Raw genomic sequence first — 15,769 nt, 5'->3', positions numbered from 1 at the left:
CTGGGGTAATGCAATCAGGGCAAGCCGGCGCGAACGGTCCTCAGTCCGTCCCGCCGGGATCGCGCGTGCGGATGAAGCCGGTCGACTTCATCGTCATCACCACCTCGCCGTGCTGGTTGCGCACGGTGATCTCGTTGCGGAAGCTGCCCATCTCGGGCCGCGACCGGCTGCGCTTCTTGTCGATCGTCAGCCGTTCGCAGGTGAGCGTGTCGCCGGGATAGACCGGCTTGATCCAGCGCAGTTCGTCGACGCCGGGCGAGCCGAGCCCGGCCTGCTCGTGGGTCTTGAGCTGCTCGACCAGCATCGCCATGGTCATCGCGCAGGTATGCCAGCCGCTGGCCGAAAGCCGCCCGAAATAGGTCGCCTTGGCCGCCTCGTCGTCGAGGTGGAAGGGCTGCGGATCGTACTTCGAGGCGAAGTCGATCACTTCCTCGCGGGTGACGTGGTAGGCGCCGAAGCGGTCGCTGCTGCCCGGAACGATGTCTTCGTAATACTGCATGGCGACACGCTGCCGCCGGGCTCGCCCTGCGTCAACCGATCAATTAAACCGGCGGCGCGTCGCGTGGACGACGTCGATGGCCGGGACCACGCGATACTTCGCGCAGATCAGGCTGAACAAGCCGAACAGCAGCAGGCCCGCCGCAACCGCGAGGTAGACCGTCTCGTGCCCGCGCAAGTGGGCCAGCACGCCGCCGAGATCGCGCACTTCGGCATGGCGCACCAACCAGGCCGATCGCAGCAGCGACCAGCCGACCAGCGCGAAGACCACCGCGCGCGCCGCCAGCCCTGCGCGGCCGAGCGCCTCGGTCGCGCGCGGCGCGTCCGGGGCCATGCGTTTCATGAACTTGCCTGTCGCCGCGCCGATCGCCTGGAACACCGCGGCGGCGAGAAAGGCGGCTCCGGCAAGGCCGACCAGCACCCAGCCGAGCGGCCAGCCGAGCACGCCGCCCGCCATGTCCGCCCCGCCGTGCGCGCCCTCGCTGGCATAGTGGCGATAGCCCAGCGCGAACTTGGCCGCGGCCCAGGCCATCGCGAGATAGGCGAGCGCACCGAACCCCGCGCCCGCGCGCACGGCGAGCCCCTTTGCGTCCTGGCCATGCCGTTCCAGATCGACCGCGGCGCTGGCGAGCTTGTAGACGCCATAGGCGACGAGACCGATCACCAGCAGCGTCAGCACCACCCCGCCGCCCGGCATGTCCTGCACCATGTCGAACACCGCGTTCTGGCCTTCGTCGGCCTTGCCGCGCGTGCCCAGCGCGAGCCAGCCGAGCAGACCGTAGACCACCCCGCGCGCAGCATAGCCGGCTTTCGCCAGCACATCGGCTCTCGTCATCTTCGCCATGGCATCCCCTTGTTTCGCAAGGGGGAACGGCGCGCGGCCGGAATGGCTCCCGCAGCGCGCGGCGCCAGCCTCAGACGTTGAACTTGAAGTGCATCACGTCGCCGTCCTGCACCACATATTCCTTGCCTTCCTGGCGCAGCTTGCCCGCATCCTTGGCCGCCGTCTCACCGCCGAGCGCGACGTAGTCGTCGTAGGCGATGGTCTCGGCGCGGATGAAGCCACGCTGCATGTCGGAATGGATCTCGCCCGCAGCCTCGGGCGCCTTGGCGCCCTTGTGCACGGTCCAGGCGCGCGCTTCCTTGGGGCCGACGGTGAAGAAGGTGATCAGGTGCAGCAGGTCGTATCCCGAGCGGATCACGCGGGCGAGTCCGGTTTCGTGCAGGCCCATTTCCTCGAGGAACACGCTGCGCTCCTCGGCGTCCATGCCGACCAGCTCGGCCTCGATCGCGGCCGAGACGATCACGGCATTGGCGCCTTCGGCCTTGGCCTTCTCGAACACGCGCGCGGAAAAGGCGTTGCCCTCGGCCGCGCTCTCTTCCTCGACGTTGCAGACGTAGAGCACCGGCTTCGAGGTCAGCAACTGCGCCTGCGCGAAGACTCGCGCCTCCTCGTCGTCCTTGGGCACGGTCAGGCGCGCGGGCTTGCCTTCGCGCAGCAGCGCCAGCGCCTGGCCCAGCACCGAGGCGACGATCTTCGATTCCTTGTCGCCCGCCGCGGCCTTCTTCTGTGCCGCCGGAACGCGCTTTTCCAGGCTTTCGAGGTCGGCCAGCATCAGCTCGGTCTCGACCGTGTCGGCGTCGGAGATGGGATCGACCTTGTTGTCGACGTGCTGGATGTCGTCGTTCTCGAAGCAGCGCAGCACGTGGACGATGGCGTCGACCTCGCGGATGTTGCCGAGGAACTGGTTGCCGAGGCCTTCACCCTTCGAGGCGCCGCGCACCAGTCCGGCGATGTCGACGAAGCCGAGCTGCGTCGGGATGATCTTCTGGCTGCCGGCGATCGCCGCCAGCTTGTCGAGCCGCTGATCGGGCACGCCGACATTGCCGACGTTCGGCTCGATCGTGCAGAACGGATAGTTCGCCGCCTGCGCCGCCTGCGTCTCGGTCAGCGCGTTGAACAGCGTCGACTTGCCCACGTTCGGCAGCCCGACGATTCCGCAACGAAAACCCATGTCCTGCTCACTCCTGCTTTGCCCGAGGCCCTTAGGCGGCAGGGCGCGATTGCGCAACGGCGCGCGGGGCCCTGCAACCGGTCATGCGGGGACATTGGCAACATTCACAAGACGTTTATACCTTTGCGGCAGGGACGGTCCGAAATGGTGGGAATCAACCGGATGAAGCGCGTTAACCTGCTCCTGCCGCTCGCGCTCGCAGGGGCGATCGGGGGGTGCGGCGAAGATCCCGCACGGCGCTTCGCGCGCGCGGGTGAGGAGTTCGCCCGGCACGACTACGTCGCCGCGCAGGGCGACCTCGCCGCCGCGCTCGCCGCGATGCCCGACGATCCCCGGGTGCTCGAGCTGCATGCCCGCAACGCGCTGGCGATGGGCGATGGCGTGGCCGCCGGCGCCAGCCTCGACAAGCTGCCCGCCGCGCGCCGCCCCGCCGATTTCCGCCTGCTCGTTGCCGAAGCCGCGCTGCTGCGCGAAAAGCCCGCCGATGCGCTGGCGGCGCTGGGTGACGACCACTCGGCCACGGGCCGGCGGCTGCGCGCGCTCGCGCTGCTTGGAAAGGGCGACAATGCGGCCGCGGCGCGCGAATTCACCGCAGGCGTGCTGGCCCACCCGGACGATCCGCGCCTGCTCGCCGCCGCCGCGCGCTACCGCCTCGGCGAAGGCGACCGGATCGAGGCGCGCGTGCTCGTCGACAAGGCGCTCAAGGCCGATGGCGGCAATCTCGACGCGATGCTGGCGGACGGCAAGGTGTCGACGGCCGAGGGCGACCTTGCACGGGCGCTCGCCTCCTACGACAAGGCGGCGCGCGCCTATCCCGGCAACCTGCCGGCGCTGGTCGGGCGCGCCGGCGTGCTCGGCGACCTCGGCCGGCTCGACCAGCTCGAGCAGGCGATCGGCGCGCTCAAGGGCGTCGGCAGCGATGCCGACGTGACCTACCTTTCCGCCCGGCTCGCTGCGGCGCGCGGGCAGTGGCAGAAGGTCCGCGACCTGCTCCAGGCGGGCGAGGGCAAGCTGTCCGGGCGCGACGATGCGAGCGTGCTCTATGCCCAGGCGCTCGTCGCGCTCGGGCAGCCCGAGCAGGCGCGCGCGCGGCTCGCCCCGCTGCTGCTGCGCCATCCCGAAAACCTCGTCGTGCGGCGCGAACTGGCGAAGGCGCAGATGGCGGGCGGCGACAATGCCGCGGCAGTCGATACCCTGCGCCCCTTCGCCACCAGCCGCACCGCGCTGCCCGAGGACTTGCGCCTGCTGGCCAAGGCCGCGCAGGCGGCGGGCGACGTCGACATCGCCTCGTTCGACGCGCGCGCCCGCTTTCCCAGCCCGCGCGCGATGGGCGCGCTGCTTGCCAATGGCGATCTCGCCATGCGCCAGGGCAACTGGGCGGGCGCGGTCGACGCCTACGAGCGCATCCTTGCCGCGACCGACGGGCGCAACGCGATGGTGCTGAACAACATCGCCTGGGCCGAAGGCCAGCTCGGCAATTTCGACAAGGCGGTCGGCTACGGCGAACGCGCGCTCCGTGAAGCCGGTGACAATCCCTCGGTGATGGACACGCTCGGCTGGCTGCTGGTGCAACAGGGCAAGGACCGCGCGCGCGGCGTGCGGCTGCTGCGCGATGCGGCGGGCAGGGCGCCGCAGAACCCGACGATCCAGCGCCACTACGCCGAAGCGCGCAAGGGGTGAGCCAACGAAAAGAGCCGACCCTGCGGGCCGGCTCCTTCGTGTTTCCGTTCGCGCGGGAAGCGGTCAGGCGCGGCGCAGCACCTGGCGACGACGGGCCAGCGCGAGGCCGGCGAGGCCGAGCCCGAACAGGCCGAGCATGCCCGGCTCCGGCACCTTGGTGCCGCTGCCCGAGGGCGAGCTGATCGTGCCCGCGCCGCTCGCCGAGCTGATTCCGGGAATGCCCGCGATCGACTGGTAGCGCACGAAGAAGTCGCTCAGCGTCACGGCCGTCGCGGGCGAGGAGAACGACAGCGAGAACGCGCCGGTCCCGGTCTGGCCCAGGGTCAGACCGCCGCCGCCGCCGCCCGCGCACGAACCGGTGGTCGCGTCCTTGAAGCAGACGTCGACGGTGCCGATGCCGTTGGGATAGTTCGAGTTGAGCGTGGTCTGCGAGAACGCGCCGGTCGAGGTCGCGCTGGCGATCGTCGGATCGGTGTTGAACGCGAAGCTCGAGATGCGCGATTCGGTCACCGGCGTCGCGCTGGTGTTGGTCACCGAATAGTTGAAGTTGTACGTGTTGCCCGAAACGCCCGTCAGGGTGAACGTGGTTGAGCCGGTCAGCCCGCCGATGGTCGCGCCGCCGTTGCCGCTGTAGCCGTTGTAGGTCAGCGTCACCGACTTGTTGATGTCGCCCGCGCCGAACGTCATCGAATCGGCGAGCGCAGTGCCGGCGAAGGCGAAGCTGGCAATCGCAGCGAGGCTGGCAATCGAGCGGTTGAGGCGCATGGAGCGGGTTCCAATGGTTAAGATCAAGTCCCCGACCAAGACGCAAACCGCGTGCCAATCCCGGATTCGAGCCAATCAGGGTGGTTAACGTTCAGAGGTTTGTAAACTTCTGCGACACGTAACGTATCGCATTGGCACAAGTTCGCGCGGCCAGGCTTGCAGTGCGCGCCGCTTGGTGATGCCATGGCGGGACTTCCGCCCGCAGTTCACCGAAACTTCAGGCCTCGTTGGCAGATCGTCGAACCCATGCGCTTCTTCCGCTACGCTCTTGTGCTCGCACCGCTCGTCCTCGTGCTCGCCGCCTGCGGCGAGGGCGCGGCCGAGCACGCCGCCCGCGCCCGCGCCGCCTTCGCTGCCGATGACTATGCCGGCGCGCGGATCGAGGCGCTTGCCGCGCTCGACCGCGACGGCGCCGATCGCGCGATGCTGGTGGTGCTGATCGAAAGCCAGCTCCGTCTCGGCGACGGCGACGGCGCGCAGGCGACGCTGCAGCGGCTGGTCGATGCCGGGCAGGGTGGCCCCGAACTGACGCGCTGGAAGGCCGAGGCGGCGCTGCTGCGCGGGCAGGCGCGGCAGGCGCTCGACTGGATCGGCGACGACCGCAGCGCCGGCGGATGGCGCATCCGCGCCGCCGCGCTGCTCGCGCTCAAGGACTACGCCGGCGCCAGCCAGGCCTTCCGCGAAGGCATGGCCGGCGAGCCCGACCTGCTGCTCGCGCGCGATTATGCCCGCACCCAGCTCGAAGCGCAGGACTGGACCGGCGCGGCGGCGACGCTGGCGGTGATGCAGCGCCTGTCGCGCGATGCGCTCGATACCCAGCTTGTCGCCGGCGAACTCGCGCAGCGGCAGGGGCGGCGCGACGAGGCCGCGACGATCTACGACGCGGCCATCGCCGCGCATCCGCGGCGGATCGAGCCGCTGCTGGCGCGCGCCGCCATCGCGGACATCGGCGGAAAGGTCGACGAGGCGGCGGCGCTCGTCGCGCGCGCCGCGGCGATCGCGCCCAACGATGCGCGCGTCGTCGAGCTCGGCGTCCAGGTGGCTGCGGAAAGGGGCGAGTGGGAGAAGGTGCGCAGCACGCTCGCGCCGGTCGAATCCGATCTCGATCCGCGCTCGCCCAACGGCCTCAAATATGCCGAGGCGCTGCTGGCGCTGAACCATCCCGAGCAGGCGCGCGCGATGTTCGCCAAGGCGTTGCTGCTCTCGCCGCAGAACCCCTATGCGCGGATCATGCTGGGCGAGGCGCAGCTGGCGACGGGCGACGGCGCGGGCGCATTGCGCACGATCCGCCCGCTGGCCGATGCGGTCACCGCGGGCCCGCGCGAGCTCGACCTCGCGGTCCGCGCCGCCCGGGCGGCGAACGATCCGGCGGCGGGGTCGTATGCGGCGCGGCTGGCGTCTCCTGCCTACAAGGCGGACCAGCAGGCGCTGGGCGCGGCGAGCGCGGCGCTGGCGCGGCAGGACTGGGCGGGCGCGATCGCGGCCGTGCAGCGGATCGGCGGGTACGACAGCGACGCCGAGGCGCTCAAGCTGCTCGCCTTCGCCTGCAGCAAGGCCGGGCGCGCCGACGAGGCGATCGCCCATGCCGATCGCGCGCTGGCGCTGGCGCCTCACAACCCCGATATGATTCATCTCGCGGGGCTGGTCCGGCTGGAAGCGGGACGCGACCGCGAGGCGATGGTGCGGCTGTTGAAACAGGCGAGCGAGGCGGACCCCGCCAATCGCCTGTTCCGGGCCGATCTGGTGCGGAGCGGCGCGGCAGGCTGAAGCCCCCCGCGCCGTCCTTTCGGGAAATCAGCGGCGGCGGCGGCGCGCCATGCCGAGGCCGAAGAGGCCCATCGCCATCAGGCCGAGCATGCCCGGCTCGGGCACCGCGGTCGGCGGGTTGACGCCGCCCGAGGTGGTGCTGCCGCCCGAGGTGCTGGTGGTGGTGCCGCCCGAGGTGGTCGAGGTGGTGCCGCCCGACGTGGTGGTGGTGCCGCCCGAAGTGGTCGAGGTCGTACCGCCCGACGTCGTCGTCGTGCCGCCCGAGGTGGTCGAGGTGGTGGTCGACGAGCTGCTGCTCGAACCGGGGCACATCGACGAGCCGGTGGAATCGCCGCAGTTGCAGTAGTGGACGTGCCACCAGGTCGCGTGGGCCGGGGCCGAGCTGGCGAGCGAGCCGAGGAGGGCGGTGGCGATGACGAGCGAACGCTTCACGGTAGATCCCCTGTATTTGGTCGTGTTCGGTTAATCCCGAACTTTGCAAAACCGGTGCCAAACGCGGAAATCCGGGCTTCACGCTGGTTAACCGACGTCACCGGCCAAAACGGTTGTAAATTGGACCGACCATCCGGATCGGACTTTTAATAGGCTGTTCACAAGCCGTTACGGCGCGATGGTCAGTCCTGCTGGCGCAGCGCCACGTCGTTCATGAAGCGGGTGTCGTCGCCCTTCGCCAGCCACTCCGCCTCGGCCGCGATCGCGCCGAGCATCGCGGCAAGGTCGTCCTGCTCGGCCTTGGCGTAGTTGCCGAGCACGTGGCCGGTCACGCGGTCCTTGTGCCCGGGATGGCCGATGCCGATGCGCACCCGGCGGAAGTCGGCGCCGAGGTGCTGGTCGATCGAGCGCAGGCCATTGTGCCCGGCGGTGCCGCCACCCTGCTTCACCTTGACCTTGAACGGGGCGAGATCGAGCTCGTCGTGGAACACGGTCAGCGCCTCGGTCCCGAGCTTGTAGAAGCGCAATGCCTCGCCCACCGCGCGGCCGCTCTCGTTCATGAACGTCGCCGGCTTGAGCAGCAGCACCTTCTGCGTGCCGATCCGCCCTTCCTGGACCCAGCCCTGGAACTTCTTCTGCACCGGGCCGAAGCCATGGACTTCGGCGATGGTGTCGAGCGCCATGAAGCCGACGTTGTGGCGGTTGAGCGCATATTGCGGCCCCGGATTGCCGAGCCCTGTCCACACCTGCATGACCAATTCCCGAATTGACGCCGCCCGCCCATGCCAGAGCCGGGCACGCAAAAAAAGAACCCCTCCGGCGCGAGGCGGGAGGGGTTCTCCGGTTCGTTCGCGTCCTTCCGCATGGGGAAGGCCACCCAAAAAGGCGATCAGCCCTCCTTGGTGGTGTCGCCTTCTTCGCTCTTGAGCGCCGAAGGGGCGACCAGCGTGGCGATGGTGAAGTCGCGGTCGGTGATCGCGCTCGTCACGCCGGCGGGCAGGGTCACCGCGCTGATGTGGATCGATTCGCCCACGTCGTAGCCCGAGACGTCGATGGTGATGTCGTCGGGGATCGCGTCGGGCGCGCAGACCAGCTCGAGCTCGTGACGGACCACGTTGAGCACGCCGCCCTTCTTGAGGCCGGGCGACTTGTCTTCGTTGGCGAAGACCACCGGCACGTTGACGTGCACGGCGTGGCCCGCGGCGAGGCGCAGGAAGTCGACGTGCTCGGGGCGATCCGACACGGGGTGGAAGGCAACGTCCTTGGGGAGCGTGCGGACGGTTTCGCCGCCCACGGTCACTTCGACGATCGAGTTGAAGAAGTGGCCGGTGCCCAGCGCCTTGACCAGCGCCTTCTCTTCGACGTGGATCGCGATGGGTTCCTGCTTTTCGCCATAGATCACGGCGGGGATGCGGCCTTCGCGACGCAGACTACGGGAGGCTCCCTTGCCAACCCGATCGCGCGTCTCGGCAGCCAGCGTAAGCGTCTCGCTCATGGACTGTACCTTCCGAAAATGCTTGTTGTTCCAATTCGCCCGCCACGCCTCCAGGGATGACCATGACGGGGAAGCGGCGGCCCTTAGCCGATTGCGGGCGAAAAGCAAGGGAAAGCGCCGAACCCGCCGCGGCGCGTGCGCCTCAATCCACCCGCCGCACTTTCCAGCCGCGCGCCATCAGCATCCTCGGCAACCCATCGCTGCCCGCCACGTGCGCCGCGCCCACCGCGATGAAGGGCCGCGCGCCGCGTTTCATCATCGCGTCGATCTGGTCCGCCCAGGAGCGGTTGCGCCCGGTCAGCAGCGCTTCGTGCAGTTGCGCGTCGGCGAGAAAGCCGGTGGCCGATTCGCGGGCGATGCCGAGGTCGTCGCCGCGCAGCCAGAGCTGCATCAGGTCGGCCTCGTCGTCCTTGTCGTCGGTCGCCTCGACCGCGACCTGTTCGAGCAGGACCTGCTGCGCCCGCTGCGGCAGGTGGTCGAACACGCCGAACTGGCCGTCGAGCGTCTCCAGCCCCTCGACCGGCCGCGCGCCGTTCATCTTGCGAAGTTCGGGCTCGACCCCGCTGTCGGGCATCATCCCTTCCTTCTGCCCGCCGATCGCCGCGATCTGCAGCGCGACCGCCCAGTCCTCCTGGTCCTTGAAGCCTTCGTCGGACAGGCCGAGCTTGCGGTAGGCCTTGGCGAGAACGTCGCGATACTTCGGCCCCACGCGTTGCGAAGGCGGGGGCAGCCCTTCGGTGAAGGCGACGCGGCCCATCGCTTCGCCCGCCACCTTGTCGTCCAGAGGCTGGCCGATTTCGAGCACCAGCCGGTCGGCCGAGCCCAGCGCTTGTTCGATCGCCGGGCGCTGCCAGTGCGTGCCGCGCGGCAGCGCGTGGACCGTGCCGAACAGCCAGCCGTGGACGCGCCCTGCGTCGTCCGAAATCTCCCACAGCGCCACCTTGGGCGCGGCTTCGGCCGGGTTGGAGGTCGGCGTGGCGGGAGCGTGGCAGCCGGCAAGCAGCAGCACGGCGGCAAGGAGGCGGAGCGCGCGGGTCATCGGGGCGCAGCGATGGACCAGCCGCGCGCCGCCTGCAAGACGCGCTGCAAGCATGCGCCAAGGTTGATTTGCGGGCCCTCATCGGCCAAAGCCCGCGCCACCATGGCCGACATTGCAACCAAGCCGCTCAGCCTGCAGGACATGATCCTGCGCCTCCACGCTTTCTGGGGCGAACAGGGCTGCCTGATCCTGCAGCCTTATGACATGCGCATGGGGGCGGGCACGTTCCACACCGCCACCACGCTGCGCGCGCTGGGGCCGGAGCCGTGGAACGCCGCGTTCGTCCAGCCGTGCCGCCGCCCGACCGACGGCCGCTATGGCGAGAACCCGAACCGGCTGCAGCATTACTATCAGTATCAGGTGATCCTGAAGCCGAGCCCGGAGAACCTGCAGGAACTCTACCTGCAGTCGCTGGTCGAAATCGGCATCGACCCGCTGGTGCACGATATCCGCTTTGTCGAGGACGACTGGGAATCGCCCACGCTCGGCGCCTGGGGCCTCGGCTGGGAAGTGTGGTGCGATGGCATGGAAGTCACGCAGTTCACCTACTTCCAGCAGATGGGCGGGTTCGACTGCCGCCCCGTCGCGGGCGAGCTGACCTATGGTCTCGAACGCCTCGCCATGTACATCCAGGGCGTCGACAACGTCTACGACCTTGCCTTCAATGCGCCGAAGGGCAATCGCCCCGGCGTGTCCTATGGCGAGGTGTTTCTCGAAAACGAGAAGCAGATGTCGAAGTGGAACTTCGAGGTCGCCGATACCGACAGCCTGTTCGAAGGCTTCCGCCGCGCCGAGGAGGAATGCCGCCGCTCATTGGATGCGAACGTGCCCATCGCCGCCTATGAACAGGCGATCGAAGCGAGCCACCTGTTCAACCTGCTGCAGGCGCGCGGCGTGATCAGCGTGCAGGAACGCGCCAGCTACATGGCCCGCGTCCGCGATCTCGCGCGCGGCAGTTGCGAAGCCTACATGGCGAAGTTCAAGGACGAATGGGCCGCAAAGTATCCGGAGTGGGCAGCATGAGCGCGGCAGACTTCCTTCTAGAGCTGCGCTGCGAGGAAATCCCCGCACGCATGCAGGCGGGCGCCCGCGCCGATCTCGAAAAGCTGTTCCGCAGGGAAATGGACGCAGCGGGCCTCAAGGCCGGCGCGATCACCGTCTGGTCCACCCCGCGCCGCCTCGCGCTGATCGCGCGCGACCTGCCGCTGGCGACCGACGCCGTCAGCGAGGAAGTGAAAGGCCCGCGCACCAGCGCGCCCGAACAGGCATTGGAAGGTTTCCTGCGCAAGACCGGCCTCGCCAAGGACCAACTGACCGAGCGCGATGGCGTGTGGTTCGCGGTGACCGAAAAGCCCGGCCGCGCCACCGAGGACGTGCTCGCCGCCGCGATCCCGGCGATCATCCGCGCGTTCCCCTGGCCCAAGAGCCAGCGCTGGGGCGCCGCCTCGATCGCCACCGATGCCTTGCGCTGGGTGCGCCCGCTGTCGGGCATCGTCGCGATCCTCGGCGAAGACCTTGTCGAATGCGAAGTCGGCGGCATCCGCTCGGGCTACGCCACGGCGGGGCATCGCTTCCACCACCACGGCGAGATCACCATCGGCGGCGCGCACGACTATGCCGACAAGCTGCGCGCGTGCCACGTGATCGTCGATCATGCCGAGCGCGAAGGCATGGTGCGCGAACAGGCCAAGGCCGCCGCCGCCGCCGCCGGCCTCGTGCTGGTCGAGGACGAAGGCCTCGTCATCGAAAACGCCGGCCTCACCGAATGGCCCGTGCCGCTATTGGGCCGCTTCGACGAAGCCTTCCTCGACGTGCCGCCCGAAGTCATCCAGCTGACCGCGCGCGTCAACCAGAAGTACTTTATCTGCGTAGAAAGTTCCTCCCCGAGCAAGCTCGGAGAGGATCGCAAGCTCGCCAACGCCTTCGTCTGCACCGCCAACATCGCCGCCACCGATGGCGGCGCGGCCATCGTCGACGGCAACCGCAAGGTCCTCGCCGCGCGCCTGTCCGACGCACGCTTCTTCTGGGAACAGGACAAGAAGAAGCCGCTCGTCCAGCACGCCGAAAAGCTGGGGCGGATCACCTTCCACGAGAAGCTGGGCACGGTCGCACAGCGGCAGGACCGGTTCGTCGCGCTGGTCGACGCCTTCCAGGGCCAGCTCGCCGATGCCGTCCCCGCTGCGAAGCAGGCGGCGGCCATTCTCAAGGCGGACCTCGTCACGGAGATGGTGGGCGAGTTTCCCGAACTCCAGGGCCTGATGGGCGGCTACTATGCCCAGGCCGAGAACCTGCCCGACGCCGTCGTCGCCTCGGTGCGCGATCATTACAAGCCCGTCGGCCAGGCCGATGCCCTGCCTGACGAAGACGCTGCGGTGCTCGCCGCGCTCGTCGACAAGATCGACGCACTCGTCGGTTTCTTCGGGGCCGATCTAAAGCCGACCGGTTCGAAGGACCCGTTCGCGCTTCGTCGTGCGGCGCTCGGCGTGATCCGGTTGGTTACCGAGAAGGGGCTGCGCCTCTCGCTGGGCCAACTCTTCGACGCCGCGGCGCAGCTATATCGCCAGCAGGGCGTCGAGATGGAAAGTCCGTCCGCCGACCTCCTCGCCTTCTTCGCCGACCGCCTCAAGGTCCAGCAGCGCGAAGCCGGCATCCGTCACGACCTGATCGACGCCGTGTTCGCTCTGGGCGGCGAGGACGATCTCGTCCGCCTGCTCGCCCGCGTCCATGCCCTCCAGGCCTTCGTCGGCACCGAGGACGGCGCCAACCTGCTCGCGGGCTACAAGCGCGCCGCCAACATCCTCAAGAAGGAAGAGGCGAACGACCAGACCGCCGGGGCCCACGGCGAAGGCGTCGTGCCGCCCACCGGCGAGGAAGACCCGCTCGTGCTGGTCGACGATCCTGCGTATCGGGACATCGCGGCGCAATTCGCGCATCCCGAACGCACCTTGTCCTACCAGCCAGAGCCGGCCGAGGCCGCGCTGATCGCCGCGCTCGATGCCGCCGAACCGCAGGCTGAGCAGGCCGTCGCCGCCGAGGACTTCACCGCCGCCATGGCCGCGCTCGCTTCGCTGCGCGCGCCGATCGATGCGTTCTTTGATCAGGTGACGGTCAACGATGCGGATGCAAACAAGCGCGCCTCGCGCCTCGGGATCCTGTCCCGTTTCCGTGCTGCAGTGCACAAAGTTGCAGACTTCGCACGGATAGAGGGCTAATCGGGAACCAGGCCGGGCGCGGAGCGTCCGGCCGCAGAGCACATCGGGCTCGGCAGTTTGGGAGCATCGGACCACCCATGAGTGCATACGTATTCCATTTCGGCGGCGGCGCAGTTTCCAGCGATCCGCGGTCGAAGGACAAGACCATCGTGGGTGGCAAGGGCGCAAACCTTGCGGAAATGGCCAGCATCGGCCTGCCGGTCCCGCCGGGGCTGACGATCAGCACCGAGGTCTGCGCGCTCTACAATGAAAACGGCAAGACCTTCGATGCCGACCTGCGCGCCGCGGTCGCCGCTGGCGTCCAGCACATCGAATCGGTTACCGGCCGCAGCTTCGGCGATGCCGCCAATCCGCTGCTCGTCTCGGTCCGCTCGGGCGCGCGCGTCTCGATGCCGGGCATGATGGACACCGTGCTCAACCTCGGCCTCAACGACGCGACGGTCGAAGGCCTTGCGGCCGGTTCGGGCGACGCGCGCTTTGCCTGGGACAGCTACCGCCGCTTCATCCAGATGTATTCGGACGTGGTGCTCGGGCTCGACCACCACCGCTTCGAAGACGCGCTCGAAATCGCCAAGGAAGACAACGGCTTCTTCAACGATGTCGAGATGCAGGCCGAACACTGGCAGGCGCTGGTGGGCGAATACAAGGCGATCGTCGCCGAAGAGCTGGGCCGCCCGTTCCCGCAGGATGTCGAAGAACAGCTGTGGGGCGCCATCGCCGCCGTGTTCGAAAGCTGGGAGAGCGACCGCGCCAAGGTCTACCGCAAGCTCAACGACATTCCGCAGAGCTGGGGCACCGCCGTCAACGTCCAGGCGATGGTGTTCGGCAACATGGGCGATACCAGCGCCACCGGCGTTGCCTTCACCCGCGATCCGGCGACCGGCGAGAAGGCCTATTACGGCGAATGGCTGGTCAACGCGCAGGGCGAGGACGTCGTCGCCGGCATCCGCACCCCGCAGTACCTGACGCTGCGCGCGCGCGAAGCGGCGGGGGCCAAGCCGCTGTCGATGGAAGAGGCGATGCCCGCCGCCTATTCCGAGCTCGCCCATGTCTTCGAGCTGCTCGAAAAGCACTACAAGGACATGCAGGACATCGAGTTCACCGTTGAGCAGGGCAAGCTGTTCATGCTCCAGACCCGCTCGGGCAAGCGCACCGCCAAGGCCGCGCTCAAGATGGCGGTCGACATGGTGGGCGAAGGGCTGATCGACGAAGCCACCGCGATCCGCCGGATCGACCCGATGGCATTGGACCAGCTGCTCCACCCCACGCTCGATCCCAAGGCCGTGCGCGACGTGCTGACCAAGGGCCTGCCGGCATCGCCCGGCGCGGCTTCGGGCGCGGTGGTGTTCGATGCCGATACCGCGCAGACGCTCGCCGAACGCGGCGATGCGGTGATCCTCGTCCGCGTCGAGACGAGCCCGGAAGACATCCACGGCATGCACGCCGCCAAGGGCATCCTCACCGCGCGCGGCGGCATGACCAGCCACGCGGCGGTGGTGGCGCGCGGCATGGGGCGGCCTTGCGTCTCGGGCGCGTCGGCGCTGTCGATCGACATGAAGACCCGCACCGCGCGCATCGGCAACCGCGAGATTGCCGAAGGCGACGTCATCACGCTCGATGGCTCGAACGGCGATGTCATGGCGGGCAAGGTGCCGACGGTGGAGCCCGAACTGGTCGGCGATTTCGGCACGCTGATGGCCTGGGCCGACCGGCACCGCCGGATGAAGGTGCGCACCAATGCCGAAACCCCGCGCGATTGCCAGGTCGCGCGCCAGTTCGGCGCCGAAGGCATCGGCCTGTGCCGCACCGAGCACATGTTCTTCGAAGCCGGCCGCATTTCCGCCGTGCGCCAGATGATCCTCGCCGAGGACGAGGGCGGCCGCCGCGCCGCGCTCGCCAAGCTGCTGCCCGAACAGCGCAGCGACTTCCAGGCGATCTTCGAGGTCATGGCGGGCCTTCCCGTCACCATCCGCCTGCTCGATCCGCCGCTGCACGAATTCCTGCCCCACGCCGATGCCGAGTTCGAGGAACTGGCCGAAGCGACGGGACTTGGCGTCGACCACCTCAAGCGTCGCGCGGGCGAACTGCACGAATTCAACCCCATGCTCGGCCATCGCGGCTGTCGTCTGGGCATCACGTTCCCCGAAATCTACGAGATGCAGGCGCGCGCGATCTTCGAAGCGGCCTGCGACGTTGCTTCGGCCAGCGGCGATGCGCCGATCCCCGAAGTGATGATCCCGCTCGTCGCCACCAGGCGCGAACTGGAAATCCTGCGCGCGCTCGTCGATCGCGTGGCGGGCGAGGTCTTTGCCGAAAAGGGTCGCACGCTCGACTACATGGTCGGCACGATGATCGAACTGCCGCGCGCCGCGCTGATGGCGGGCGAGATCGCCGAGGAAGCCAAGTTCTTCAGCTTCGGCACCAACGACCTTACGCAGACCACGCTCGGCGTAAGCCGCGACGATGCCGCGCGCTTCCTCAACCCTTACGTCGACCAGGGCATCTACCCGCGCGATCCGTTCGTCAGCCTCGACATCGAAGGCGTCGGCCAGCTGGTCGAACTGGCAGCCGAGCGCGGCCGCAAGACCCGCCCCGGCCTCAAGCTCGGCATCTGCGGCGAACACGGCGGCGATCCCGCCTCGATCGCGTTCTGCGAAAAGACCGGGCTCGATTACGTCTCGGCCAGCCCCTACCGCGTGCCCATCGCCCGGCTCGCGGCGGCGCAGGCAGCGCTTGGTTAAGGTCCTGTTCCGTCGCAATTTTGCTTTGCGACGGAACCTTTTCGTGTTCTGCTCCTTCCTTCGCGCAAGCGGAGCAAGGTCAGGGACTTGGAAGCGGTAGGGCAGTTCGATCGATCCTTGCGCAT

13 protein-coding genes are annotated in these 15,769 nt (G+C 68.7%); 5 read left to right on the top strand and 8 right to left on the bottom strand.

All coding sequences use genetic code 11. The annotated features are described in order from the left end of the window. Window positions 1-40 precede the first annotated feature (40 nt). The 3 genes from K3A85_RS14110 to ychF all read right to left on the bottom strand — a co-directional run bounded on the left by K3A85_RS14110 (window position 41) and on the right by ychF (window position 2,513). Window positions 41-499: a MaoC family dehydratase gene (locus tag K3A85_RS14110; RefSeq protein ID WP_225207150.1), complete on the bottom strand. Its 459-nt coding sequence runs from the start codon at window positions 497-499 to the stop codon at window positions 41-43. A gap of 39 nt (window positions 500-538) precedes the next feature. After that, window positions 539-1,333: a DUF1206 domain-containing protein gene (locus K3A85_RS14105; RefSeq protein WP_225207149.1), complete on the bottom strand. Its 795-nt coding sequence runs from the start codon at window positions 1,331-1,333 to the stop codon at window positions 539-541. A 79-nt stretch (window positions 1,334-1,412) separates the two neighbouring features. Further along, entirely contained in the window at window positions 1,413-2,513 is a 1,101-nt protein-coding gene (gene ychF / locus K3A85_RS14100) for a redox-regulated ATPase YchF (protein ID WP_225207148.1), read from the bottom strand. Window positions 2,514-2,675: 162 nt separating this feature from the next. On the opposite strand from ychF, the gene K3A85_RS14095 reads away from it, so the two are divergent. After that, window positions 2,676-4,193, top strand: coding sequence for a tetratricopeptide repeat protein (locus K3A85_RS14095; RefSeq protein ID WP_225207147.1), 1,518 nt, complete (start codon window positions 2,676-2,678; stop codon window positions 4,191-4,193). Window positions 4,194-4,256: 63 nt separating this feature from the next. On the opposite strand, the gene K3A85_RS14090 is transcribed toward K3A85_RS14095, so the two are convergent. Beyond that, window positions 4,257-4,958, bottom strand: coding sequence for a cistern family PEP-CTERM protein (locus tag K3A85_RS14090; protein WP_225207146.1), 702 nt, complete (start codon window positions 4,956-4,958; stop codon window positions 4,257-4,259). A gap of 246 nt (window positions 4,959-5,204) precedes the next feature. On the opposite strand from K3A85_RS14090, the gene K3A85_RS14085 reads away from it, so the two are divergent. Then, window positions 5,205-6,725: a tetratricopeptide repeat protein gene (locus K3A85_RS14085; RefSeq protein ID WP_225207145.1), complete on the top strand. Its 1,521-nt coding sequence runs from the start codon at window positions 5,205-5,207 to the stop codon at window positions 6,723-6,725. 27 nt (window positions 6,726-6,752) lie between these two features. Here K3A85_RS14085 and K3A85_RS14080 read toward each other — a convergent pair whose 3' ends face one another. The 4 genes from K3A85_RS14080 to K3A85_RS14065 all read right to left on the bottom strand — a co-directional run bounded on the left by K3A85_RS14080 (window position 6,753) and on the right by K3A85_RS14065 (window position 9,745). Beyond that, complete coding sequence (locus K3A85_RS14080; RefSeq protein ID WP_225207144.1) at window positions 6,753-7,157, bottom strand: PEP-CTERM sorting domain-containing protein; 405 nt, start codon at window positions 7,155-7,157, stop codon at window positions 6,753-6,755. Window positions 7,158-7,339: 182 nt separating this feature from the next. Beyond that, complete coding sequence (gene pth, locus K3A85_RS14075) at window positions 7,340-7,909, bottom strand: aminoacyl-tRNA hydrolase (RefSeq protein ID WP_225207143.1); 570 nt, start codon at window positions 7,907-7,909, stop codon at window positions 7,340-7,342. A gap of 137 nt (window positions 7,910-8,046) precedes the next feature. Continuing rightward, a complete protein-coding gene (locus K3A85_RS14070) occupies window positions 8,047-8,652 on the bottom strand; it encodes a 50S ribosomal protein L25/general stress protein Ctc (protein WP_225207142.1) in 606 nt (201 codons plus the stop codon). Window positions 8,653-8,794: 142 nt separating this feature from the next. After that, window positions 8,795-9,745 carry a TraB/GumN family protein gene (locus K3A85_RS14065; RefSeq protein ID WP_225207141.1) on the bottom strand — a complete coding sequence of 317 codons (951 nt, stop codon included), beginning with the start codon at window positions 9,743-9,745 and terminating at the stop codon, window positions 8,795-8,797. Between the two features lie 48 nt (window positions 9,746-9,793). On the opposite strand from K3A85_RS14065, the gene K3A85_RS14060 reads away from it, so the two are divergent. From K3A85_RS14060 to ppdK, 3 genes are all read left to right on the top strand, one after another. Then, window positions 9,794-10,714 carry a glycine--tRNA ligase subunit alpha gene (locus K3A85_RS14060; protein WP_225207140.1) on the top strand — a complete coding sequence of 307 codons (921 nt, stop codon included), beginning with the start codon at window positions 9,794-9,796 and terminating at the stop codon, window positions 10,712-10,714. Further along, window positions 10,711-12,903: a glycine--tRNA ligase subunit beta gene (gene glyS, locus K3A85_RS14055; protein ID WP_225207139.1), complete on the top strand. Its 2,193-nt coding sequence runs from the start codon at window positions 10,711-10,713 to the stop codon at window positions 12,901-12,903. Before K3A85_RS14060 ends, glyS begins: the two co-directional genes overlap by 4 nt. A 77-nt stretch (window positions 12,904-12,980) precedes the next feature. Next, entirely contained in the window at window positions 12,981-15,644 is a 2,664-nt protein-coding gene (ppdK, locus tag K3A85_RS14050) for a pyruvate, phosphate dikinase (RefSeq protein ID WP_225207138.1), read from the top strand. Window positions 15,645-15,769 lie beyond the last annotated feature (125 nt).

Origin of the sequence: Novosphingobium huizhouense, assembly GCF_020179475.1 — a bacterium.
Classification (GTDB): domain Bacteria; phylum Pseudomonadota; class Alphaproteobacteria; order Sphingomonadales; family Sphingomonadaceae; genus Novosphingobium; species Novosphingobium huizhouense.
This window is presented reverse-complemented; position numbering and strand designations above follow the sequence as displayed.